The following is a 22,055-nucleotide window of genomic DNA, read 5'->3' as shown; positions in this document are numbered from 1 at the left end:
ATGACCTTACTCGCCAGCTTTACCCATCCGGTTGCCGATTCGCAGCGCGCCTTTCGACGTATTCTGAAAGCGATGAGCGAGCCGGGCGTGATGGTTTCCATGCCGCAGCTGCCTGCCTGGGGCAAGGTTTCTCAGGCGGCCACTGCCGTGATGATGACCCTGGTTGACCGCGAAACGCCAATCTGGCTGGACAGCACGCTGAGCAGTGATGTCCTGCTGAGCAACCTGCGCTTTCATACCGGTGCGCCAGTCACTCCTGAACCTGATGCACCGTTCGCGTTGCTGCATGCCAAATCCGATACTGCCCTCGATCAGTTCTCTCCAGGCGATAACGCCGCGCCGGAAAAAAGCACCACGGTGATTATTGAAGTGCCAGCCCTGAGCGGCGGTCTGACGCTGCGCCTCAGCGGCCCGGGTCTGATGGAGCCGCGCGCGATTGCTCCGCAGCTGCCGGAAAGCGTGCTTAGCTATCTGCGAGAGCGCCCGCATCGCTTTCCTCAGGGAATCGATCTGATCTTCACCTGTGGCGAAAACATGATGGCGCTGCCACGCACTACTGATGTGGAGGTCTGCTGATGTACGTTGCCGTGAAAGGGGGGGAGAAGGCGATTGCCGCCGCCCATCAGCTGCAGGAAAACCTGCGCCGGGGTGAAGGCCCGGACGAACTGAACTGCAGCCAGATCGACCAGCAACTGGGGCTGGCAGTGGATCGCGTGATGACCGAGGGTGGCATTCACGATCGCGAGCTGGCGGCACTGGCCATCAAGCAGGCCAGTGGCGATCTGGTAGAGGCGATTTTCCTGCTGCGCGCCTATCGCACCACGCTGCCACGCCTGGCTGACAGCCTGCCTCTGGACAGCGCCGATATGCGTCTGGAGCGTTGTATCTCTGCCGTTTATAAAGATTTGCCAGGCGGGCAGGTGCTCGGCCCGACCTACGATTACACGCATCGCCTGCTGGATTTCACCCTGCTGGCAGAGGGCAAAGCGCCTGCCGCCCCACGCGCTGAGCAGCCGCTGGATGAGAGTTGCCCGCATATGTTTGAGCTGATGACCCGGGAAGGGTTGGCCGTCACCGAAGAGGATGACGGCAGCGAGCCGCAGGACATTACCCGCGAACCACCATCCTATCCTATGCCACGTTCTGCCCGTCTGCAGCAACTGGTGCGCGGGGATGAGGGTTTTCTGCTGGCACTGGGCTATTCCACCCAGCGTGGCTATGGCCGCAACCATCCCTTTGCCGGTGAAATCCGTACCGGTTACGTCACGGTGGAAATCGAACCGGAAGAGCTGGGCTTCCCACTGGAAATTGGTGAAGTGATGCTGACCGAATGTGAAATGGTCAACGGCTTCACCACTCCGGCTGATAAAGCGCCGCATCTGACGCGGGGATACGGTCTGGTGTTTGGCCGCGCCGAACGTAAAGCGATGGCGATGGCGCTGGTGGATCGCGCGCTGCAAACCGGCGAGTACAACGAACGTATTACCAGCCCGGCGCAGGACGAAGAGTTTGTGCTGGCCCATGCGGATAACGTTGAGGCGGCTGGCTTTGTCTTACATCTGAAACTTCCTCACTACGTAGACTTCCAGGCCGAGCTTGAGCTGCTCAACCGCCTGCGTGCCGATTATCAGGAGAAGCACCGTGACTGAACTGAGCGGTTATAACCCCGGCTATCTCGATGAACAAAGCAAGCATTCGTTAATTGCTCCCCGACAGTGCTGGCTGACCCATATCAGCCATGATGTGGATAACTGGCTGGCAGAGCATGCCTTACCGCCGGGCGTCGCTGCGGCGTATGACGGCCTGGTAGTGGAAATATAACGAGAAAAACGGCGTATTGGTGCGTAATGCCGCTCAGTGTAGCCGTGCCCTGATAAAAAACTTTGCGCGGGGTCTGTGCTCCGCGTGTGAAGGCGAGGGCGATTTTACCAGCTACCGTATGGGTAAGTTTTGTTTTTGATAAACTCTGGCATTTCACCGTAATACTCATATCCATCAGGGTGTTGAGTAATATTTTTGCAAACGTCCAGCTTATCTCCTGAGACGGTTTTCAGGTTAACCACCGGGACCGGATAATTCGGGTGGTCCCCAACATCCTGTAACCAGACCCGGACTTTTCCTCCCGGGGCCAGCCCAAACAGCATCGTGCTGTACCATACGGTCGCTCCTGAGCGGGCTTTATGACTGGCCGGCGTCATCATCTTTTGCCACACTGATTCCGTGAAAAACAGACTCGTCTCGGAGACTTTTTTATCGATGATGGAGTCCCAGCAAAACACCATATACTGCGGCGGGTAATCCGCCTGATTATAATGGATGGAGCTGCGCCTGACCTTTTCACTCAATGTTCCCACGCTGTCAGGATTGTCCTGGGTGCTGTCGAGCGCATTAAAGCTGAGCAGATAGCCTCTGGTGTCGACTATAGCTGCGTGGGTCACCAGTGCCGGCAGCGCCTTCGGGGTAAAGAACGCGAACTTCTATTTGCCATACGGCAACGTATAGTCGCCTCTGGCAAAGGGGGACGTTTTTTGTTGCCCATGACAGCCGGTCAGCCCCAGCATCAGCATCAGTACGGCAGTGCGTTTTATCATCACTGTTTTTTTCCTTCCATGTTACAGACTGTGTGGCACCACCTTGCCCGATTTCACCCTCTCTTTCATGCGGGCTTCTTCCTGTGGCCCGTGCCGCCTGGGCTGATGAGGGTTGTCTTTAGGCAGATACCAGAGGTCAATCCCCGGCAGGCTGAGGCTCATCATCCACTCCTTTGGCGATAAAATCAGCGCTTATCGTATTTTTACTGTCCAGTTGAATGTTGATTTAAATTAAAAAAAGGTCAGACCAAAGGAGGGGATTGCCAAAAGTGTGTGGCGGCTGGCACTCCTGCTGGTCAGCCTGCCCGAAGTGGTCTGTTCGGTGTGGCGTAATTTTTTCATCATCCCCCTGTCATCTGAACGTCATCGTCCTCGCCGTTAATAGGGCCCACGAGGCTTAACGCCAGACTCTCAACGGGAAAAACTATGGCACAGGCACTGTTAAAACCGGCCCCCGCACCTGAAGTCGCTCCCGTGTGGTCAGCGCAGAAAAAAGTGCTGGCGGTACAGGGACTGGGCAAAGCGTATTCAGCACAAAATCGTGTGCTGCACGATATCAATTTCGACCTGCACTCCGTTGAGCTGGTGAAAGAATACTGCACGCGCGCCATTGGCATCGCCAAAGGACGCATTGTTTTCGACGGGCATCCGTCGCAGTTAACAGAAGACCTTCTCCATACCCTGTATGTCGAAGAGATGACGCAACTTAACTAAGCCAATTTTTGGGATACGGACTCAGCAATGAAAAAATTATTCTTATCGGCGGTGCTTACCAGCGTAATGGCAGTTAACTATGCTCAGGCCGCCGCGCCAAAGGAACTGAACCTTGGCATTCTCGGTGGTCAGAACGCCACACAGCAGATTGGTGACAACCAGTGCGTGAAAGATTTCTTCGACAAAGAGCTGAGCGTAGACACCAAACTGCGCAACTCTTCTGACTATTCTGGCGGGATTCAGGGCCTGCTGGGCGGCAAAGTGGATATGGTGCTGAGCATGTCACCTTCTTCTTATGCTTCCGTGTACATCAACGACCCGAAAGCCGTGGATATCGTTGGTATCGCTGCTGATGACACTGACCAGTCAACCGGTTACCACTCAGTAGTTATCGTCAAAGCTGACAGCCCGTACAAAAAGCTGGAAGATCTGAAAGGCAAATCTTTCGGCATGGCCGATCCGGACTCCACTTCCGGCTTCCTGATCCCGAACCAGGCTTTTAAAAAGCAGTTCGGCGGCTCGATTGATGACAAATACAAAGGTTTCTTCTCCAGCGTCACTTTCTCCGGTGGCCACGAGCAGGACGTGTTAGGCGTACTGAACGGCCAGTTTGAAGGCGCGGTGACCTGGGCTTCAATGATCGGCGACTACAACACCGGTTACACCAGCGGCGCCTTCACCCGGATGATCCGCATAGATCATCCGGACCTGATGAAGCAGATCCGCATTATCTGGCAGTCGCCGCTGATCCCTAACGGCCCAATCCTGGTGAGCAACAAGCTGGACCCGGAATTCAAAGCTAAGCTGGTCGCCGCCATCAAAAAACTGGATAAATCCGACCACAGCTGCTTTATCAAAGCGATGGGCGGCACCCAGCATATCGCTCCGGCGAGCGTGGCTGATTTCCAGAACATCATCGATATGAAGCGCTGACCAAAGCCCGTTAATACGCGGCAGGTGCCCCGCCTGGTTCAGGCCGGGTGGGGCCACCCTGAACACCGACAAAAGCGGTAACGCATGCAAAATACCGACTTTGAACGCTACTATCAGCAGGTACGGGGCAAACAAAAGCGCGACACCGTACTCTGGTCACTGACCCTGCAGGCCCTCTATATTGCTTCCGGCAACATTTCTGAATTCAGCCTGCAAACGCTCTGGTCCTCTCTGCCGCACTTCTTCGACTATCTGGCTGAAACCGTGCCGGTGCTGCACTGGAACCTGCTGTTCGCGGACGGGCATACCGAAGGCTCGCTGGCTTACTGGGGCTATCGTCTGCATATCCAGCTGCCGCTGATCTGGGAAACGCACAATCTGGCGCTGGCTGCCACCATTCTGTCGGTGATTGCGGCGGTGGTACTGGCTTTCCTGGCGGCTGATAACACCCAGTCTCCGCCCGTCGTTCGTTATGCCATCCGCACTGCGGTAGCTTTTCTTCGTACCATGCCGGAACTGGCCTGGGCGGTGATGTTCGTGATGGCCTTCGGGATCGGCGTAATTCCGGGCTTCCTCGCGCTGGCGTTGCACACCATCGGCAGCCTGACCAAGCTGTTTTATGAGGCAATTGAAAGTGCGTCAGACAAGCCCGGCCGTTGCCTCTCCGCCTGTGGCGCCGGTACGCTGCAAAGAATGCGCTTTGCCCTGTGGCCGCAGGTTAAACCGGTATTTCTCTCCTACAGCTTTATGCGCCTGGAAGTGAACTTCCGCCAGTCGACCATTCTTGGTCTGGTGGGCGCAGGCGGCATTGGCCAGGAGCTGATGACCAACATTAAACTCGATCGCTACGATCAGGTCAGCATGACCATACTGCTGATTATCATTGTGGTTTCACTGCTGGACGCGCTTTCCGGGCGTCTGCGTCACTGGGTGGTTGAGGGGAAAGCCGCATGATCGCATTAGCCGGGTCAGACTCTCTGGCCTCACTCAAATCACAGCACAGCGAACTGTTCTTCGTGCAGCGCCGTTACCTGCGCCGTATCGGCCTGGTGGCAGCGGCAGTACTGGCTTACTACATTTTCTTCTTCAATATGTTCGGCATCAGCTGGGCGCAGCTGGCCACCGGCAGCACGCAGATTAGCCGCTACTTTCTGCGGATGTTTGTCTGGCACGACGTGGCGAGCTGGCCGTTTGCCTATTATTTCACGCAGATATTTATCACCGTTGCCATCGTGTTCGCCGGAACTATTACGGCCACGCTGCTGGCGCTGCCGGTATCATTTCTTGCTGCGCGTAATGTGATGTCTTCTCCAATATTGCGTCCTGTTGCCGTGGTAGTGCGTCGCCTGCTGGATATTCTGCGCGGGATCGATATGGCGATTTGGGGCCTTATTTTTGTGCGTGCGGTAGGAATGGGGCCGCTGGCCGGGGTACTGGCAATTGTGATGCAGGACGTGGGGGCTGCTGGAAAAACTCTATGCCGAAGGACATGAGGCCGTGGAGCGTTCGCCGGGCCGTGGCCTGAATGCAGTGGGCGCGAATTCGCTGCAGAAGCACCGCTATGGCATTTTCACCCAGTCATTCCCGGACTTCCTGGCGCTGAGCCTTTACCAGATTGAATCCAACACCCGCTCTGCGGCAGTGCTGGGGTTTGTTGGTGCGGGGGGCGTGGGGCTGGTCTATGCCGAGAATATGCGTTTATGGAACTGGGATGTGGTGATGTTTATCACTCTGATTCTGGTGGCGATCGTGATGGCGATGGATTATGTCTCGGCGAAGTTGCGTAAACGTTATATCAGTGGCAGACCGGTTCCGCTGTTTGGGCAGGAATCGAACTGTCGGCGCAAATCACCGATATGGGTGGAATTAATCTCGCAACGGGGATCATCCACTCCTTATCTTACCGGGGCGAATCCTTTCGCCGCGGCAAACAGCCATATGCCCGGATTTAAGATGAGGTAATGTCCCACCACATTTTGTTCAGTGAATAGTAGCGGTCATCCGGATCCAGCTTCTTCTCCCATGGCTTATCAATGATGTAGTGAATGTTCTTCACTTCCGCCATGTCCCACATCGCCGCATGCTGGAAGGGCAGCGTTTTCAGCGCATTATAGATATACGGCAGCGGCTGCCAGTGCTGGTGGAAGTAGTCGTTAAGGAAATCCTGTTCGGCAAACAGATAGCGTGACAGGTCGTTCAGCTCCGCCAGCTGATGCAGCATATCATCAAACACCGCCTCGTCCGGTTTCAGCACCAGGAAACCGCCGTTGAGATAGTTGTCCACCTCATCCAGCTGCTCAGTGTGGTGCACGCCCTGACAATAGCTGTAGAAACAGTTTTCCGGCTGCCAGCTTTTGGGGTAGCTGGCAATCTTGTTAGGATTACAGCGGCAGGCGTGGCAGGCGGCGATCTGCCCTTCAGCCAACGGCAGCTTAAACAGCTCGTCCATATTTTTTGTCACCAGCATATCGGCATCCAGAAACACGATGCGCTCAAATTCGGTCAGCCGCCAGACCGCCAGCTTGGTCCACACTTCAGAGAAGCGCGCGTTAGCATAGTTATGCTGCAGGCTGCTGTCCGGGCTGATCGGCTGCACTTCACGCAGCAGGCAGCCTTCACTCTCCAGCGCCTGACGGGACGGCGCATCGATATTTTCAGTCACCATGACAATCAACGGGTATGCGCTGTTCACTCTCTTCAGCGACTTATGCAGCGCCTTCACGCCCACCAGATAGACCGGCTGCGTCAGCAGGGTAGCCCATGCCTTCATTGGCTCTCTCCTTATCATCAGTCGAGCAGTTGTGCGGTAAACGCATTCTCAAATTTGTGCTGCGGGTCCAGCTGGTCGCGCACTTTGCGGAAGGCTTCCCATTGCGGATAGATCGCCGTCCAGTTGTACAGCGGCGCTTCAAAATATTTGCCCCAGTGCGGCCTGCCACCTTCCGCTGCCAGCACTTTTTCCACCGCCTGCAGGAACGCCACCCCTTCTTCCGACAGGGAACCGTCCTCGGCGTAATAAACGACAAAACCGAAGAAACAGGTATCCTGCTGATATGCGGGACTCAGCCAGGAAGTGGACGGGCCGGTACAGCGCAGAATAATCGGATAGTGCATGTGCGGCTGGGTTTCCGTATGCCACTCTTTAATCTTGCGGATCACCTCTGCGGCCCGCGCCAGCGGAATGCCGATCTCAACGTTAATCTGCGGGGTGGCAATGCCGCGACAGAAGACCTGGTAGACATCGCCCGTGACGTCCGAAAAATCCTTAAAGCGGGTAACGGTGCGAAAAGGCTTGCCGTTCTTATCGACGATCTTGGTGTCACTGCGCATATGTTTCAGCGTCTGATCGACAGTGTGATTCATTGCGTCGCTGGTCTCTTCCTGCTTCAGCAGGTCGTCGTTGTTATCGTGATAGCTTTCTGTCTCTTCTTCGGTGGCCTCTCGGGCTGCCCAGACATGGACCTGATTTTCATTCGGGAACCACCAGGCTTTACTCAGGGCATAGTTATGATTCCAGTCCAGCAGATCTGTTTCCAGCGTGTCAGCGCTGACGGCGTTCTTAAAACAGGTGTAGACCAGCGAGGGCTGGGTACGCAGCGTGACCTGAGTCACCACCCCTAACGAGCCTAATCCCAGCTGGACAGCGGGGAAGGAAGGGTGAGCGCGATTGAACTCCTGCACGCTGCCATCGGCCAGCACCATGCGGATGTTTAAAGCCTCGTCAGCGATGGAGCTTTGCTGCAGCCCCTGGCCGTGAGTGCCGGTCGCCAGCGCGCCAGCCAGCGTCTGGGCCGCAATCACACCAGGGGAAGACGGCAACATTCTGCCCACGCCGGTGAGAATTTCATACACCTCGTGCAGCGGGGTGCCACCGGCAAAAGTGGCGCTGTCCTCGGTGATATCCAGCAGGCCACGTAAATGCTGTAAATCGAGCAGGGTATCGCCAGCGGCGGCCAGTTTCAGCATTCGGCCCGGCGACATCCGGCTGCCCATTACGCGGATTTTACCCCTGCTGATGGCAAGGATCGCCTGCAATTCCTCTTCTGTTTCTGGCGTACTGACTGCGTTCTTGTCTGCCAGCGTCGCATTCTGTGCCCAGTTCCACAATCTGGACTCGTCGCCCAATTGCGGTTTACGGCGAGGATAACCGGTATTTTCGGGTGTCATCGACAACTCCTTTTTCAGGACAATAACATGATTGTGTTTACAAGCGCGGAAGTGAGCTTTCAGAATCCGACATAGTAAGCGTAGCTGAATTGCCCCGGAACGACAGCGTCCGGAGCAGAGAAAGTTGTACGTCGCATTAAATTTCTGTACAGGTTTTCAGTCAGGCCGGGCGCAGGTAACGCAGTGTGGCATCCACCACCAGCTGGCGGTTGCGGGCGATGCTCTGCTGTTCCGTCTCGTTGCCGCCAAACAGCGTATGGAAGGTGTAACGGTTGGAGACGTTGTGCGTACAGATGCTGCTGATCAGGCGGTGAACATCCACGGTATCCGCTTTCTGATCGAATACGCCAGTGGCTTTGCCGCGCACCAGTACGCTTTCCAGCACGTCGAGCGCGCTCTGATTCAGCGTCTTAATGCGGGTTGACTGGCTGATATAGCGGCCGCGCATCAGGTTCTCACTGCACACCAGCCGCATAAAATCCGGGTGAGTGATGTGGTAGTCAAAACTGGCTTCGGCCAGACGTGTCATCGCCACCACCGGCGGCATCTCCGCGAGATTCAGCCCGGTTTCATGTTCTCGGATGGCCTGATAGACCTGCTCCAGCACTTCCATATAAAGATTTTCTTTATTGCTGAAGTGGTACACCACCATGCGCTTGGTGGTCTGAGCATGCTCAGCAATCTGCTCCATACGGGCACCCTGAAGGCCGAATTCAGCAAAGGTGGCAAGGGCACCGGCAAGGATACGTTTCTTCAACCCTTCCGGGTCATTCTTTCTTTTGGCAGTAGCAGGCATAGCGGGTCGATAAATCCGTGGTCTTTAAACCGTTGCGGTAACAAGGATGTTAAGAATACCACAGAAAGCTTATGGCTACGTGCGGGGCAGTGTGATCGGCATCAGACTCCGGCGTTCTGACAGCAGAAGCCGGTAGCGCAGCGGGTCAAAACCAGGGATAAGTGCCATCAATAACGCTATCAAAGTGGTCTTTAATCTTTTCATTCAGCTGCGTTTCGTCCGGTAATGCCCGGCCTCGCAGCACCGCTTCAGTGGTAAAGCAAAACAACAATATTCCCCGGCTGCATAAATTCGCGGCTTCGCTGTAGCTCTCCAGCGAGGTGAAACAGGCTTTATCTCCGGGCGCGCGCTGCCGACAGGAGGCGATGACCGTCTTCAGCGCCCGCCAGACATCCTTCGTCTCGCCGAGCACAGGGATCTTGCCAATTGAGAAGGTCAGGATCTTATCAATACGGATAAACAGATGCTGCCTGTGGTCGGCCGCGAAAAGCTCTTCCAGCGTTTCCTGCCACAGAGTGAATGTGGTGGAAAACAGCTCATTCTGCACCATCTCGATGCTGGCATGCTGCCACGGATAGTCGGCGGCAAACTGGCTGAAAGCAAGCTGGTAGGCGTCAAACGCGGCTTCGTCAGTTTCATCCATCAGCGTCAGTTCGTTGCAGCGCAGCTCGAAATCGAGCAGTTCCCGCTGACGTTTTGGATCATGCCAGTCAATCAGCCGGGCTTTGCGCTGCTGCAGCGAGCGCAGGGATTCCAGATCGTAAAACGTCGCCATGGCTATTTCACTGGCCAGCAGTGCTTTATTGATGGTCTGTATGACCGCTGGCGACTGCACCACTGAACGCCCGGCCAGCAGCTCATTACGACGGTTAAGATAAGCCGCCGCGGGTGTGAGGAAGTTGCTCATGAGCATTCTCTTTATCGGGAAGGGGAAGACGGGCGGCCGCCCGTGCACAGATTGGACGAGTATGGCATAAGTTACAGCGAAGAAATCTGCGGCAGGCGCGTTTTCAGGCGAATACCTGGCATGCTTAGCACCACAGCATATAAAGTTTGCATAAGTTGATATTTCCCTCTTCGCGGCAGACAGGTTTAAATCAGTTACAGACCACACCGAGTGAAGGAACTGAGATGCAAAACGTTAACCTGCTTAGCCGGACCACACAGATACTGAGCTGGCTGCAAAACAGCTTTTTTCAGGCCGCGCAGATCGATGAACCGCTGGACGCCGCGCGGGTTGCCGAATCCCTGTTACCGGTCAGTCAGTTGTACGGTTTCGAAATGAGCTATCTGCATTCACGGGACCATTATGAAAAATAGCCGCCATCCTCACAGCATTCGATACAGCTACTGGAATGAGCTGTGCGCTCTGATTAAAAAAGCCCGTTCAGCTCAGCACTGAACGGGCTTTTTTTAAGGTGTTTAGCCTTGTGAAACTGTCCACTCGCTGCGTTCAATTCCGTCGATAATCAGCCGACGCTGCTCCTGCTGTGGCAGAGTGATTTGCAGTCTCTTCCACGCAGGCAGATAGCTCCCACGGCGGTTGAAGGTCAGCCTGATTTCTCCGGCAGTGCAGTGCATCTCCCAGTTCAGCCATAGTGCTTTGTCCTGCTGATAACCCCACGACTCGCCGTCATCTTCGAAAAACATTCCCTGAGCGTTGCCCACGCCTTTCAGCGGGAACAACTTCAGTTCACGCTGGTTATCCCGCTCAGCGTCAACCGGCTTCAGATGCTGGCTCAGGGGCAGACCGGCACCGGCACGCACCAGCAGCGGCAGTTTTTCCAGCGGAGCATCCAGAGTGATCTGCTGACCGCCGCTGTACCAGTTTTCGCTGTAAAAATCATACCAGCCAGCCTGATTGTCCGGCAGCCACAGGCTGCGCTCGCGCTGGCCCGGCTCATCATCCGCGTGGGCCTGCCACAGCAGAGTGTAGAGGTACGGCATCAGGCGATAGCGCAACTCAATCGCTTCGCGGATCGCCGGGGTGACGGCAGGGTACATCCACGGCCAGTTGACGGTGTGGTCATCGTTCCACGAGTGGATGGTGAAGCGGGGATGCATCACGCCATTCTGCACCCAGCGCACAAACAGTTCTGCATCTGGCTTGTCACCAGAGAAACCGCCAACATCGTGGCCGACGTTATAGAGTCCCGACAGGCTCATTCCCACGCCCATGCGGATGTTGTAGCGCAGCGTCTGCCAGCTGGTGCGATTGTCACCGCTTCAGGTCTGCACATAGCGCTGCATCCCTGCGCAACCCGAGCGGGAAATCAGAAAAGGGCGTTTATCCGGTGCGAAACGCTGCTGCGCTTCCATTGAGGCGCGCATCATTAACAGTGGCATCACCGGGCGCACATCCTTAATGGCGATACTCTTGCCGAAGCCGTGGCAGCGGGCTTCGCCGTCCCACACTTCGTACTCGTTGTTGTCATTCCAGGTGGAATCAATGCCCCTCTCCAGCAGCTGGCTGGTGACGCCTTCCTGCCACCAGGCAATGGTCGCCGGGTGAGTGAAGCACATCTCAGGCAACGGGTCGCCAGGCTGATGGCGTATTTGTGATTTGGTTAACCAATTTGGCTTTTTGTAGTTGATATGAACGCTATTAAGCGGGATTTTAGGGCGGTGAAAGTCAGAATATCTACCGGGCTGGCCTGTTCTAAGCTGAATGGTGAACCAATTTTAACCGACATTTCTTCAGCGGCAGGCGGGTTCTCTCTACAATCCTGGAGGCAGAAAAATGGAACAAACCTGGCGCTGGTATGGCCCTAACGATCCCGTAACGCTGGCGGATGCAAGGCAGGCAGGCGCAACTGGCGTCGTCACCGCGCTGCACCATATTCCTAATGGTGAAGTCTGGAGCCTGGCTGAAATTCTGAAAAGAAAAGCCATCGTGGAGCAGGCTGGCCTGGTCTGGTCGGTGGTGGAAAGCGTGCCAATCCATGAAGAGATCAAAACGCACAGCGGACAGGTTGACCAGTGGATCGCTAACTACTGCCAGACGCTGCGCAACCTGGCGGAGTGCGGCATCCACACCGTTTGCTATAACTTCATGCCGATTCTGGACTGGACCCGTACTGACCTGGCGTGGGAACTGCCAAACGGAGCGAAAGCGCTGCGTTTTGATCAGATCGAATTCGCCGCTTTCGAACGCCATATCCTGAAGCGCCCGGACGCAGAGAAAGATTACACGGCTGAAGAGCTGGCGCAGGCAGATGCCTGTTTTGCTGCCATGAGCGAAGAGTCAAGAGAGCGTCTGACCCGTAACATTATTGCCGGGCTGCCGGGTTCGGAAGAGGGGTATACCCTGGAGAAATTCCGGGCGCAGCTCGATCGCTATAACGGCATTGATAACGCACGCCTGCGTGAGAACTTCGCTTACTTCCTTAAGGGGATTATCCTGGTAGCGGAGCAGGTCGGTCTGCGCATGGCGGTGCATCCGGACGATCCACCGCGTCCGATTCTGGGCCTGCCGCGTATCGTATCCACAGCGGAAGATATGCAGTGGATGGTGGATACGGTGAGCAGCCCGGCCAACGGTTTTACCTTGTGTACTGGCTCTTACGGCGTACGTGCAGATAACGATCTGCCCGCTATGGCCAGGCGTTTTGGTTCGCGTATCTATTTTATTCACCTGCGCTCCACACAGCGTGAAACTAACCCGAACAGCTTCCATGAAGCGGAACATCTCGGCGGTGACGTGGATATGTATGAAGTTATCCGGGCAATTGCTGAGGAAGAACAGCGCCGGAAAAATGCCGGAGAGCAGCACCTGATCCCAATGCGTCCGGATCATGGTCACCAGATGCTGGACGACCTGCACAAGAAAACCAATCCGGGGTATTCCGCAATTGGCCGCCTGAAAGGCCTGGCTGAAATCCGTGGGGTGGAACTGGCTGTCCACCGTGCCTTCTTTTCAAACGGAGCCTGAAATGAAGTCGTTTATGAACGAAGATTTCCTGTTAAAAACCGAAACGGCCCGCCGCCTGTATCATGACTTTGCCGCCGGGATGCCGATTTACGATTATCACTGTCACCTAAGCCCGCGTGAGATTGCGGAAGATCGCCAGTTCGACAATCTGGGGCAGATCTGGCTGGAAGGCGACCACTATAAATGGCGTGCGCTGCGCTGTGCCGGGGTGCAAGAGGCGCTGATCACCGGCAATCAGAGCAGCGATTACGAGAAGTATCTGGCCTGGGCGAACACCGTGCCACAGACGCTGGGGAACCCGCTGTATCACTGGACGCATCTGGAGCTGAAGCGCCCATTTGGCATCACCGGCAAGCTGTTCGGCCCTGAGACGGCCGGGGCGATCTGGCATGCATGTAATGAGAAGCTGGCCACGCCGGAGTTTTCAGCGCGCGGCATTATGCGCCAGATGAACGTTCGCCTGGTCGGCACCACCGACGATCCGCTGGATTCACTGGAGCATCACCGCAAAATCGCCGTAGATAAAGATTTCACGGTGGAAGTGGCACCAAGCTGGCGTCCTGACCGGGTGCTGAAAATTGAGCTGGACGGTTTTGCTGACTACATCCATAAGCTGGAGCAGGTGGCTGATGTGTTTATCCGCCGCTTTGACGATTTGCGTAATGCGCTGACAAAACGTCTGGATCATTTTGTCGCGCATGGCTGCCGTGCTTCCGACCACGGCATTGAAAATCTGCGCTATGCGCCGATCCCTGATGACTGGCAACTGGATGCGATCCTGACCCGGTGTTTGCAGGGGGTGAGCTGAGCGAGCTGGAGGTGGCACAGTACACCACCGCGCTGTTTGTCTGGCTGGGCGCGCAGTATCATCAGCGCGGCTGGGCGATGCAGATGCATATCGGCGCGCTGCGTAATACCAACACGCGCATGTTCCGCACGCTGGGCGCGAATGCCGAGCGTTATTTCTCCCTGGATCGCTGACGGCCGCCAGGTGGTTGACCAGAATCAATACTCTGGTCAGCCAGCTTAATAAAGTGGCGAACCGAAATGGCATTGTCCTGCTGTCCGCAGTATATTTGACACTATCAAGACGACCCGGTAGCAATACAGACGACTAAGGTTAGCCCATATCGTGATGAAATCAGCCCCCCTGCAACAGCGCCCCTATCAGGAAGTTGCCGCCCAGTTGCGTAACCTGATTAAGCAAAAACCCTATGCGACCGGCGATCGCCTGCCTGCCGAACGGGAAATTGCTGAACAGTTTAACGTGACGCGCACGCTGGTGCGTGAGGCGCTGATCATGCTGGAAATTGAAGGGCTGATTGATGTGCGACGTGGCGCAGGGATCTTCGTGGTCAGTCAGCCACAGCTCAGCCAGCCAGTGGCAAATGAAAACCCGGAACCGCAGGGTGCAGGCGCGGGTCCTTTCGAGCTGTTGCAGGCGCGGCAGCTGCTGGAAAGCAATATCGCTGAGTTCGCTGCACTGCAGGTCACTCCCGCCGATATCAGCAAGATGCGCCAGGCGCTGCAGCTGGAAGAGCAGGAGCTGGCATCCGAAAGTCTGGATGATACCGAAAACGGCGATATGCAGTTCCACCTCGCCATCGCCGAAGCCACGCACAACAGTATGCTGGTGGAGTTATTCAAACAATCCTGGCAGTGGCGCGTGAATAACCCGATGTGGGCGCAGCTTCACCGCCATCTGAGCGATTCCCGCTACCGCAAGGAGTGGCTCGGCGACCATAAAAAAATCCTCGCTGCGTTGATCAAAAAAGATGCCCGGGCAGCGAAATTCGCCATGTGGCAGCACCTCGAAAACGTCAAGCAGCGCCTGCTGGAGTTCTCTGACGTCGATGACCTGAATTTCGACGGCTATTTGTTCGAGTCCTGGCCGCTGAATGAGGGGATCTGAGGAAAAGGGGTGATTTCTTCTTCCCTGGATAACTCTTCACGCAAAATGACCGATGCGATGGAAAAAGACTTCAGCGTATCGCCAGAGATAATGTAATGAACGCCTCCCTCCCCAAATTGGTGGGGCGGTAGCATTGCGATGAATGCCTACTGCCACATCTCTGGCCAGGTATTAGTGCGCATCGATCCGGGAGGGTCTGTCTCGGTTATTGACTACAAACTTAGTCTGCGCGGAGCAGAACAGTTAACGAGTCCAGATAGTTAGGCTCGTTTTAGCGTTAACTGTGCGCCAATAACTATCATTATCATTCCAAACATCATGCTCACGGTTAATTTCTCATTCCATCCAAAATATCCAAAAAACGCGGCGAACACTACTGACAGGTAAATCCAGGACGCTATTTTATCGGTAGGCGCATAAGAACATGCAACTGAAAGAAAATATTGCGCTAAAGTTGTAACCATACCTGGCAACATTAAATATGGACTGGTTGATAAATCGAATGAATGCCATACCCAGGGAATTAACACCAACGAAAAAAGAAGAGTGAATAGTGAGAAAAAAAGCATTTCTTGATATGGAGATTCCGTTTCTGACATTAGCCAGATAGTGATCGTGGCTGCCCCACCCATTATGCCTGAAATGATCCCAGCCAGATCACCTGCATATTGCTGCAGCACGCTCCCCGTTTACTCCTTCTGCATGACGAAGGCTGCCTGTGGGATGTGGATTATCCCCAGGTTCTTTTGCATGAACCAGGTCTGGATTACACAAATTGGAATATATGCTCAAAACTCAACAGTATCGCTGATGATGCTGATTTTATGTGATTGATGTCAACTTTTCTACCCGTTTCAGACTTTGGCTTGATTGAAATCACCTTGATTAATTACTTTTACTCATAGGAATTTACAGATAGCAGCGCTTAATTATTTCAATCAATGAGTGATAATATTTACTGCACTTGAAGTGATAATTTGAGGATATTTTTATGGACAGGTATGAGGATATCATCCATGAATTAATCGAATGGATTGAAAGAAATATCGACAAACCGCTTAAAATTGAAGATGTGGTGCAGAGAGCAGGGTATGCAAAGTGGCATCTGCAGAGAATCTTTACAGGGCAAAGGCAAGGGGTGTTATTGGAAGGCAGATCGCAGAAAATATAAAACCCCGCTGGTGAGGCAGGGTTCTTCATTTTTCGCCCTCAGGACACAAGTGGCGGTCTGAGCGGCTTTGCGTGACAGTACAATCAAGTAACTGTAAACCTGAACCAACAGGCAGTGTAAGGGTAAGGTGCAGGCGTTGCGCTCCTTTCAGAAGGAGAGCGGATGGACACGCTGACGCATAAGCTGATTGTGCACATCGCTGTACTGGAGCTTTTACTGGCTCAGCTGCGGCTGATTGATCTGCTGAATAATTCATGGATTGAAATACCCCAAAGGGAAACACCCTTTTCCCCTTTAATAAGGCCCTTTTCCAGACAGCAAAAAGCCCGCTCAGGTAACCCGAGCGGGCTTCTTCAATATGGCTCCTCTGACTGGACTTGAACCAGTGACATACGGATTAACAGTCCGCCGTTCTACCGACTGAACTACAGAGGAATCGGTTTCGATGGGGCGCATATTAGCGGGGTCGTTCAGGGCTGTCAACAGTAAAAAACACCCAAGCTTTCAACTGGCTGCGTTTAAATCAACGTGAGCGAATTGTGAACAGGTTGCCGTCAATTAATGAACGATACCGCCGGGATTCTGCATTGACTGTTCATCGTTCAGGCGGCGTGCCGGGTCCTGGCGATAGAACAGGGTGAAGCGACAATATAAAGTCGGGAAGCGTTCCAGTAGCAGTTCGGGCGCGCTGAAGAAATATTCCGACAGCACCGCAAAACACTCCGCCGGATCGCTGGCTGCATAGGCATCGATAGTGGCTGCATTCTCGCCTACCAGATCGATTTCATCCTGAATCGCATTCATTGCCGCATGCAAATCCTGCTCCCAGCCTGCCACATCCCGCAGGGCTATTGCCGGAACGCCGTTCGCATGGGCGCTGCCACGGGCATCGATCTTGTGCGCCACTTCATGGATTATCAGATTGTAGCCGGAAAGATCGAATGAGTCCTGCACATCCAGCCAGTTCAGTACCACTGGTCCCTGCTGCCAGCTCTGTCCTGCATGCGCCATCCTTTCATAATGCACCAGGCCAAATTCATCCTGCCATTCGTCATCGACCATAAAGGGAGCAGGGTAAATCAACACTTCATGGAAACCGTCCAGCCACTCGTAACCCAGATTCAATACCGGCAGGCAAAATAACAGGGCAATTCGGCAGCTTTTCAGTTCGTCCAGTGCAAAATCCTGAAGTCCGACCACTCTTTTTTGCTGCAGGAAACGTTGGGCATGCTGAATAAGCAATCGCTGTTCGGATTCGCTTAGCGAACCGAGCACAGGGATATCCAGCGCCTGCTGCCAGGGCAGGTTATCGGCGGCATCGTCAGTGGTTTTCCATGGCCATTTGATCATCGTACAATCCAATCCGGAGAGGAAACGAAACAGCCCCGGCCATGACGAAACGCTGGCCGGGAAGCCGGGAGGAAGCTATTCAGACCCTGCTGAATTCAATCACCCAAACCCATGGGTTCACTTCCCAACTGGTGCCGCCGTATTGCTGCGCCCACTGTTTACGGTAGGCATCTTTCGAAGAAACCGCCTCATTGTGCATGGTAAAAAAGTTGTTCAGGAAGTGAGAATCCGTCTGCACCCCTTCGGCGATCACATCGTCATCACTGATGTCCTGAATTCGTTCCACCCTGATACTGCTGATCTGCAGGTCGATACGGCTGGCCCAGCGCGGCATATGGATCCCTGCCTGCCAGCCAAAATACTCATTTTCATCTGCTGCGTTAGAAAACTGACTGGTATCGGCACGGTACTGGCAGTAGCGCGCGGATTTAAACAGGGCAGGCGTACGCTCGTACTCTGTCATCTCCTGCGAATTAATCACCGGCCCGCGCCAGGTTTCCCTGACCCACAGGCGGTCACCGGGTTGGCCGTACGGGCAGTGGTAACTTAAGTTTTCCATACCCATTACGCGGTTGCCCTGCAACTGATTATTCAGCACGTCGATACCATAACAACCCTCATGGTTATCCTGTCCGGGACCCAGGAGTTGTGATTTCATGATGCGCCGGGTTTGGCTCTGTTGGCCTGAGAGCAGCGCTCGCACCCGTTGATCGTTAAACAAAATCGGGCGTTCTTTCATGGTTTAACCTCTGTTACACACTTGTGGAAATGCTGATCACAGCCTCACTAAAAAAACAATACAGAAAATTCCGAACATTAGCCCGAGAAAAAAGTTGAACCAAATTAGAAACTAATCATTAGCTGTGCTTGTTAATTTTTGACCTGTCAGAAGCGCATAAAACACGGCTCTGCTATCTGGTCAGACTTCCGGTCCCCTCGTCAGAGACAATCGGAGATTATCCTGCGATCACAAATTTGACATATGGCGTCTTTACAATCCCTTACAGATATAGCTACCGGCTGGTTACCCGGTGCTGGTAGCACGCATAAATCTGTGATTAATGGCTTGCTGCCCACGATTCTAACTTAACAACAGGTAAAATGCCGATAACTTATTTTAATTCGTACATTATGTATGTTTAACCATTCGCCTTAAATCTAATCAGTTATTTCTTTATGGCAAAATGCTGAAAAAACAAAATATGTTGTGAATCTGTTAAAATTAACGCTATAAACATGATGTGGATCTCGTTTTTGACCAAATGGTACAGACGGTTTTCCCTACAGTGGACGGGTACTACCCACTGACGTCTCTTAAAGTCCAAACAATAAGGAGAAGTCTATGACACTTATTCACTGGCAAACCCGCTTTGAAAGCTGGCTGCATCAGACCTGGCCACAGGATGACAAAGCCCATGATGTGGCGCACTTACGCCGGGTCTGGCAGACATCTCAGCGTATTATGAAAGGCACAGAAGCCGATGAGCTGGTTGTGCTGGCAGGCTGTTATTTTCATGACATTGTGAACCTGCCCAAAAATCACCCCGAAAGACATCTGGCTTCCGCTAAGGCCGCAGTAGAAACGCGCCGGATATTACTGGACGTCTTCCCTGATTTTCCAAAAGAGAAGCACGATGCGGTGTCACATGCGGTGCATGCACACAGTTTCAGCGCGGGCGTACCGGCAGAAACGCTGGAAGCAAAAATCGTGCAGGATGCCGACCGACTGGAATCGCTGGGTGCGATAGGGCTGGCACGTGTGTTCTATGTTTCCGGTGCGCTGGGGCGATCGCTGTTTGACAGCAACGACCCGCTGGGACGGGTCAGACCCTTAAACGATACTGAATGGGCGCTGGACCATTTCCAGAAAAAACTGCTGCGGCTGCCAGAGACGATGCAGACCGCTGAGGGCAGACGACTGGCGGAATATAATGCCGAATTTCTGGTGACTTATATGGCCAAACTTTGTGCTGAATTGAAGGGCGATCACTGCGGACTGGATGAGGAAGTGTTAATGGAATTCTCGCCCATGCTTGAGAAATATTAAATTTTTATGAACGTATAGTTAAATAGCACTTTTCAGGCTACGGTGTTGAGGACAATACTCAGGAGAATCAGGTATGACCGACACCGTTAGCTTAACGATTAAAATCGATCCCACCTTAAAGGAAACGCTGAAAACGCTTGCCCTTGAAAATCAGATTTCACTCAGCCAGGAAGTGACCCAGCGCTTACAGAGCAGCCTGACCACCCATCAGCATCCTGCGGTGGACAGTCAGGACCTGTCTGAAGAAGTTGATCCACAGTTGACCTCTGCTGAACTCAAACAGATCCGCGCTTTACTGAAAAAGTCGAAAAAGAAGAAGTAACTCCTTTCTGCTTACCCCTGATTTTTCCGTCAGGGGCATTTCCCTCATCAGCCATCCTCGTCCTTTAGTAGGCCAATCTCTTTTGCCACTATTGCGAAGCTACGGCCATACACGCCAGCATGCGCTGACTCAATAGCAGCATTCAGCGCCAGCAGTTTTGTTTGCAGCGACAGGCCATCAAGCAGGCTGACAATTCCGGCGATTTCGCCCGAAGCACCAACAATCTCCCGCATCTGGGCATCCACATCTCCCACCATCACGCCGCAGCGCTGGGTCAGCTTATCCGCTTCCTGAACCTGTCGGGTGGCATGGCTGGCGAATTCAACGCTGTGTTCCACTTCTTCGGCCACCCGGTTCAGCCGTTCACTGATGTGTTCAAAGGCGGTGCTCTGCTGTTGATTGTGGGCGCTGAACGCCTCGTTCTGCTGCGCCATTTGATCGGCGCTGTTCATCACCGCCAGCGAAATGGCGTTAATCTCTCCGACAATATGCTGTAATCCCTGCTGCATCTCTTCAATGCTGCGGGTGAGTTGTCCGATTTCCCTGGCCTGCCATCCCTTCGTGCCTGCAGAGTGGGAAAGATCGCCAACGGCAATGCGGATCAGCTGCGCTGAAACGCGATTAAGCGGCAGGATCACTCCGCGCAACAGCATCAGTCCGCCAGCCATCAACAGCAGCAGCAGTACCGCTGAGATACCCAGCGAAACGTCACGGCTGGTGGTCAGCGATCCGAGCGTGGATTGATTGAGGTGGGCCGACTTCGCGTTGGCTGCGCTGATTGTCTGGTAATAAGAGTCGTTAAACTGTTGCTGAAAGGCCTGCATCGGCACCATAAAAACAGAGTCGGTATCCTTCGCAGTCAGGCCTTTCAGCTGCTCGTTCAGTCCTTCAACCAGCATATCGAAATTCTGCTTCAGCTGGCCTTTCTCGTCGGCGTGGTAATCGGCAAACAGTTTTTGTGCGTTGGTCAGCGAGACCTGAGCCGCTTCAGCCAGGCTTTTCCAGCTGTCCACCGAGCCGGTCTGGTTGTCCTGCATCAGATAGATACCGGCACGGTTACTGTTATCGCTGGCGGTGAGCAGCTCCATGCGGGCTTTATCAAGCAGCGACTGGCGCTGCACCAGCTGGTGGGAAACGGTGACGTTTTGCTGAGTGGTGCCCACCAGCCGGGTCAGCAGCAGGGCGCTGGCACATTGTAACAGGCAGAATAGGATCAGAAACAGGGAAAATGCGCCGCGCAGGCTTTGCAACCAGGCCGGAAACCTGATGGATAAACGGCGCGGTCGCAGGGGCAGAGTGGTGAGCATCGACATAAAGGACTCCAAAAAAAAGAGTATTCACTCCCTTTATGTCAGTCGTGTTACATGCTGCCAGTCCGCAGAAGAAACAGCGATAGATCCGCTGATAACGCAAATTACCTGCGGATATTCCGTTACTTATTGTTCTTCGTCGCCGTAGTAGAGCACACCAAGCTTGATCAACTGGCGGCCCTGACTTTTGCGATGCAGGTTGGTGTCTCGCAGTGAATAGACGCAGCCGCAGTACTCCTGCTGATAAAAGCGCTCGCGCTTGCTGATCTCGATCATCCTCGCCGAACCACCTTTTTTACGCCAGTTGTAGTCCCAGTATGTCAGCTCAGGATAGGGTGCGGCCGCCCGCGCGCCACAGTCATTGATCTGTTGCATGTTTTTCCAGCGTGAGATGCCCAGCGAACTGGAGATCACCGGGAAACCATGCTCGTGTGCATACAACGCGGTGCGTTCAAAGCGCATATCGAAACACATGGTGCAGCGTACGCCACGTTCCGGCTCCCACTCCATTCCTTTGGCCCGCTCAAACCAGTTGTCAGTGTCATAGTCGGCATCGATAAACGGCACGCCGTGCTTTTCGGCAAAGCGGATGTTCTCTTCTTTACGCAGCAGATACTCTTTCTGCGGATGAATATTCGGGTTGTAGAAGAAGATTGTATAGTCGATACCGGCAGCCTGAATTGCCTCCATCACTTCGCCAGAACAGGGCGCGCAACAGGAGTGCAGCAGTAATTTATTGGCACCTTTCGGCAGGCTCAGGGGCGGGCGTGAGATGTCGCTCATCGCGTCTGGCTCCATTATTCATTAAAAA

Annotated in this window: 22 protein-coding genes, 1 tRNA gene and 5 pseudogenes; 15 read left to right on the top strand and 13 right to left on the bottom strand. The window is 54.0% G+C overall.

Annotated elements, in window-relative coordinates; translation table 11 throughout:
• The 3 genes from phnH to AC3Y5R_RS01845 are packed head-to-tail and all read left to right on the top strand — an operon-like array spanning nt 1 to nt 1,821.
• Nucleotides 1-576: a phosphonate C-P lyase system protein PhnH gene (phnH, locus tag AC3Y5R_RS01855; RefSeq protein WP_489919886.1), complete on the top strand. Its 576-nt coding sequence runs from the start codon at nt 1-3 to the stop codon at nt 574-576.
• Nucleotides 576-1,649: a carbon-phosphorus lyase complex subunit gene (locus tag AC3Y5R_RS01850; RefSeq protein WP_489919885.1), complete on the top strand. Its 1,074-nt coding sequence runs from the start codon at nt 576-578 to the stop codon at nt 1,647-1,649. Before phnH ends, AC3Y5R_RS01850 begins: the two co-directional genes overlap by 1 nt.
• On the top strand, nt 1,642-1,821 hold the full coding sequence (locus AC3Y5R_RS01845; protein ID WP_489919884.1) for a hypothetical protein: 180 nt from the start codon (nt 1,642-1,644) through the stop codon (nt 1,819-1,821). Before AC3Y5R_RS01850 ends, AC3Y5R_RS01845 begins: the two co-directional genes overlap by 8 nt.
• A 104-nt stretch (nt 1,822-1,925) precedes the next feature.
• Here the strand turns inward: AC3Y5R_RS01845 and AC3Y5R_RS01840 are convergent.
• Together AC3Y5R_RS01840 and AC3Y5R_RS01835 are read right to left on the bottom strand one after the other, a co-directional pair.
• Nucleotides 1,926-2,462: pseudogene (locus AC3Y5R_RS01840) on the bottom strand (DUF2931 family protein); the annotation flags it as partial.
• Nucleotides 2,463-2,612: 150 nt separating this feature from the next.
• Nucleotides 2,613-2,756 (bottom strand): hypothetical protein, encoded by a 144-nt coding sequence (locus AC3Y5R_RS01835; protein WP_489919883.1) that lies wholly within the window; start codon nt 2,754-2,756, stop codon nt 2,613-2,615.
• A gap of 399 nt (nt 2,757-3,155) precedes the next feature.
• Between AC3Y5R_RS01835 and AC3Y5R_RS01830 the strand changes: the two are divergent.
• From AC3Y5R_RS01830 to phnE (AC3Y5R_RS01815), 4 genes and pseudogenes are all read left to right on the top strand, one after another.
• Nucleotides 3,156-3,305 (top strand): annotated as a pseudogene (locus tag AC3Y5R_RS01830) (phosphonate ABC transporter ATP-binding protein); the annotation flags it as partial.
• A 27-nt stretch (nt 3,306-3,332) separates the two neighbouring features.
• A complete protein-coding gene (gene phnD, locus AC3Y5R_RS01825) occupies nt 3,333-4,238 on the top strand; it encodes a phosphonate ABC transporter substrate-binding protein (protein WP_489919882.1) in 906 nt (301 codons plus the stop codon).
• An 84-nt stretch (nt 4,239-4,322) separates the two neighbouring features.
• Nucleotides 4,323-5,192 carry a phosphonate ABC transporter, permease protein PhnE gene (gene phnE, locus AC3Y5R_RS01820; protein ID WP_489919881.1) on the top strand — a complete coding sequence of 290 codons (870 nt, stop codon included), beginning with the start codon at nt 4,323-4,325 and terminating at the stop codon, nt 5,190-5,192.
• Nucleotides 5,189-6,071, top strand: a pseudogene (phnE, locus tag AC3Y5R_RS01815) (phosphonate ABC transporter, permease protein PhnE); the annotation flags it as partial. The gene phnE (AC3Y5R_RS01820) and the pseudogene phnE (AC3Y5R_RS01815), both read left to right, overlap by 4 nt.
• 115 nt (nt 6,072-6,186) lie before the next feature.
• Here phnE (AC3Y5R_RS01815) and AC3Y5R_RS01810 read toward each other — a convergent pair.
• The 4 genes from AC3Y5R_RS01810 to AC3Y5R_RS01795 all read right to left on the bottom strand — a co-directional run bounded on the left by AC3Y5R_RS01810 (nt 6,187) and on the right by AC3Y5R_RS01795 (nt 10,108).
• Nucleotides 6,187-7,008 (bottom strand): glycosyltransferase family 8 protein, encoded by an 822-nt coding sequence (locus AC3Y5R_RS01810; protein ID WP_489919880.1) that lies wholly within the window; start codon nt 7,006-7,008, stop codon nt 6,187-6,189.
• 17 nt (nt 7,009-7,025) lie between these two features.
• Nucleotides 7,026-8,405 carry a D-arabinono-1,4-lactone oxidase gene (locus AC3Y5R_RS01805; RefSeq protein WP_489919879.1) on the bottom strand — a complete coding sequence of 460 codons (1,380 nt, stop codon included), beginning with the start codon at nt 8,403-8,405 and terminating at the stop codon, nt 7,026-7,028.
• A 160-nt stretch (nt 8,406-8,565) separates the two neighbouring features.
• Nucleotides 8,566-9,201: a TetR/AcrR family transcriptional regulator gene (locus tag AC3Y5R_RS01800; RefSeq protein ID WP_489919878.1), complete on the bottom strand. Its 636-nt coding sequence runs from the start codon at nt 9,199-9,201 to the stop codon at nt 8,566-8,568.
• Nucleotides 9,202-9,346: 145 nt separating this feature from the next.
• A complete protein-coding gene (locus AC3Y5R_RS01795) occupies nt 9,347-10,108 on the bottom strand; it encodes a hypothetical protein (protein ID WP_489919877.1) in 762 nt (253 codons plus the stop codon).
• A 224-nt stretch (nt 10,109-10,332) separates the two neighbouring features.
• Between AC3Y5R_RS01795 and AC3Y5R_RS01790 the strand changes: the two genes are divergently transcribed.
• A complete protein-coding gene (locus tag AC3Y5R_RS01790; protein ID WP_489919876.1) occupies nt 10,333-10,521 on the top strand; it encodes a hypothetical protein in 189 nt (62 codons plus the stop codon).
• Between the two features lie 102 nt (nt 10,522-10,623).
• Here the strand turns inward: AC3Y5R_RS01790 and AC3Y5R_RS01785 are convergent.
• Nucleotides 10,624-11,718: pseudogene (locus AC3Y5R_RS01785) on the bottom strand (glycoside hydrolase family 31 protein); the annotation flags it as partial.
• 223 nt (nt 11,719-11,941) lie between these two features.
• Between AC3Y5R_RS01785 and uxuA the strand changes: the two are divergent.
• From uxuA to uxuR, 3 genes and pseudogenes are all read left to right on the top strand, one after another.
• A complete protein-coding gene (gene uxuA / locus AC3Y5R_RS01780) occupies nt 11,942-13,132 on the top strand; it encodes a mannonate dehydratase (RefSeq protein WP_489919875.1) in 1,191 nt (396 codons plus the stop codon).
• A 1-nt stretch (nt 13,133) separates the two neighbouring features.
• A pseudogene (uxaC, locus tag AC3Y5R_RS01775) lies at nt 13,134-14,077 on the top strand (glucuronate isomerase); the annotation flags it as partial.
• A 190-nt stretch (nt 14,078-14,267) separates the two neighbouring features.
• On the top strand, nt 14,268-15,044 hold the full coding sequence (gene uxuR, locus AC3Y5R_RS01770; protein WP_489919874.1) for a Uxu operon transcriptional regulator: 777 nt from the start codon (nt 14,268-14,270) through the stop codon (nt 15,042-15,044).
• A 260-nt stretch (nt 15,045-15,304) separates the two neighbouring features.
• On the opposite strand, the gene AC3Y5R_RS01765 is transcribed toward uxuR, so the two are convergent.
• Nucleotides 15,305-15,724 (bottom strand): EamA family transporter, encoded by a 420-nt coding sequence (locus tag AC3Y5R_RS01765; RefSeq protein ID WP_489919873.1) that lies wholly within the window; start codon nt 15,722-15,724, stop codon nt 15,305-15,307.
• A 311-nt stretch (nt 15,725-16,035) separates the two neighbouring features.
• Here AC3Y5R_RS01765 and AC3Y5R_RS01760 point away from each other — a divergent pair, with 311 nt between their 5' ends.
• On the top strand, nt 16,036-16,215 hold the full coding sequence (locus tag AC3Y5R_RS01760) for a hypothetical protein (protein ID WP_489919872.1): 180 nt from the start codon (nt 16,036-16,038) through the stop codon (nt 16,213-16,215).
• Between the two features lie 162 nt (nt 16,216-16,377).
• Complete coding sequence (locus AC3Y5R_RS01755) at nt 16,378-16,596, top strand: hypothetical protein (RefSeq protein ID WP_489919871.1); 219 nt, start codon at nt 16,378-16,380, stop codon at nt 16,594-16,596.
• Here AC3Y5R_RS01755 and AC3Y5R_RS01750 read toward each other — a convergent pair.
• From AC3Y5R_RS01750 to AC3Y5R_RS01740, 3 genes are all read right to left on the bottom strand, one after another.
• Nucleotides 16,575-16,650, bottom strand: a tRNA-Asn gene (locus AC3Y5R_RS01750). The two genes, AC3Y5R_RS01755 and AC3Y5R_RS01750, sit on opposite strands and share 22 nt — an antisense overlap.
• Nucleotides 16,651-16,773: 123 nt before the next feature.
• Complete coding sequence (gene mtfA / locus AC3Y5R_RS01745; RefSeq protein ID WP_489919870.1) at nt 16,774-17,565, bottom strand: DgsA anti-repressor MtfA; 792 nt, start codon at nt 17,563-17,565, stop codon at nt 16,774-16,776.
• Nucleotides 17,566-17,644: 79 nt separating this feature from the next.
• Nucleotides 17,645-18,304, bottom strand: a complete 660-nt coding sequence (locus AC3Y5R_RS01740; RefSeq protein WP_489919869.1) for a hypothetical protein — start codon at nt 18,302-18,304, stop codon at nt 17,645-17,647.
• 603 nt (nt 18,305-18,907) lie between these two features.
• Here AC3Y5R_RS01740 and AC3Y5R_RS01735 point away from each other — a divergent pair.
• Both AC3Y5R_RS01735 and AC3Y5R_RS01730 read left to right on the top strand, forming a co-directional pair.
• Nucleotides 18,908-19,612 (top strand): phosphohydrolase, encoded by a 705-nt coding sequence (locus AC3Y5R_RS01735; RefSeq protein WP_489919868.1) that lies wholly within the window; start codon nt 18,908-18,910, stop codon nt 19,610-19,612.
• Nucleotides 19,613-19,685: 73 nt separating this feature from the next.
• A complete protein-coding gene (locus AC3Y5R_RS01730; RefSeq protein WP_489919867.1) occupies nt 19,686-19,934 on the top strand; it encodes a hypothetical protein in 249 nt (82 codons plus the stop codon).
• Between the two features lie 47 nt (nt 19,935-19,981).
• Here the strand turns inward: AC3Y5R_RS01730 and AC3Y5R_RS01725 are convergent, their stop codons facing one another.
• Both AC3Y5R_RS01725 and AC3Y5R_RS01720 read right to left on the bottom strand, forming a co-directional pair.
• Nucleotides 19,982-21,247 (bottom strand): Tar ligand binding domain-containing protein, encoded by a 1,266-nt coding sequence (locus tag AC3Y5R_RS01725; RefSeq protein WP_489919866.1) that lies wholly within the window; start codon nt 21,245-21,247, stop codon nt 19,982-19,984.
• 123 nt (nt 21,248-21,370) lie between these two features.
• Nucleotides 21,371-22,027: an epoxyqueuosine reductase QueH gene (locus tag AC3Y5R_RS01720; RefSeq protein ID WP_489919865.1), complete on the bottom strand. Its 657-nt coding sequence runs from the start codon at nt 22,025-22,027 to the stop codon at nt 21,371-21,373.
• Nucleotides 22,028-22,055 lie beyond the last annotated feature (28 nt).

Source organism: Erwinia sp. 009765445, from assembly GCF_058137865.1.
Note: the sequence above shows the minus strand (reverse complement) of the source record. Positions and strands in the feature narration are given on the sequence as shown.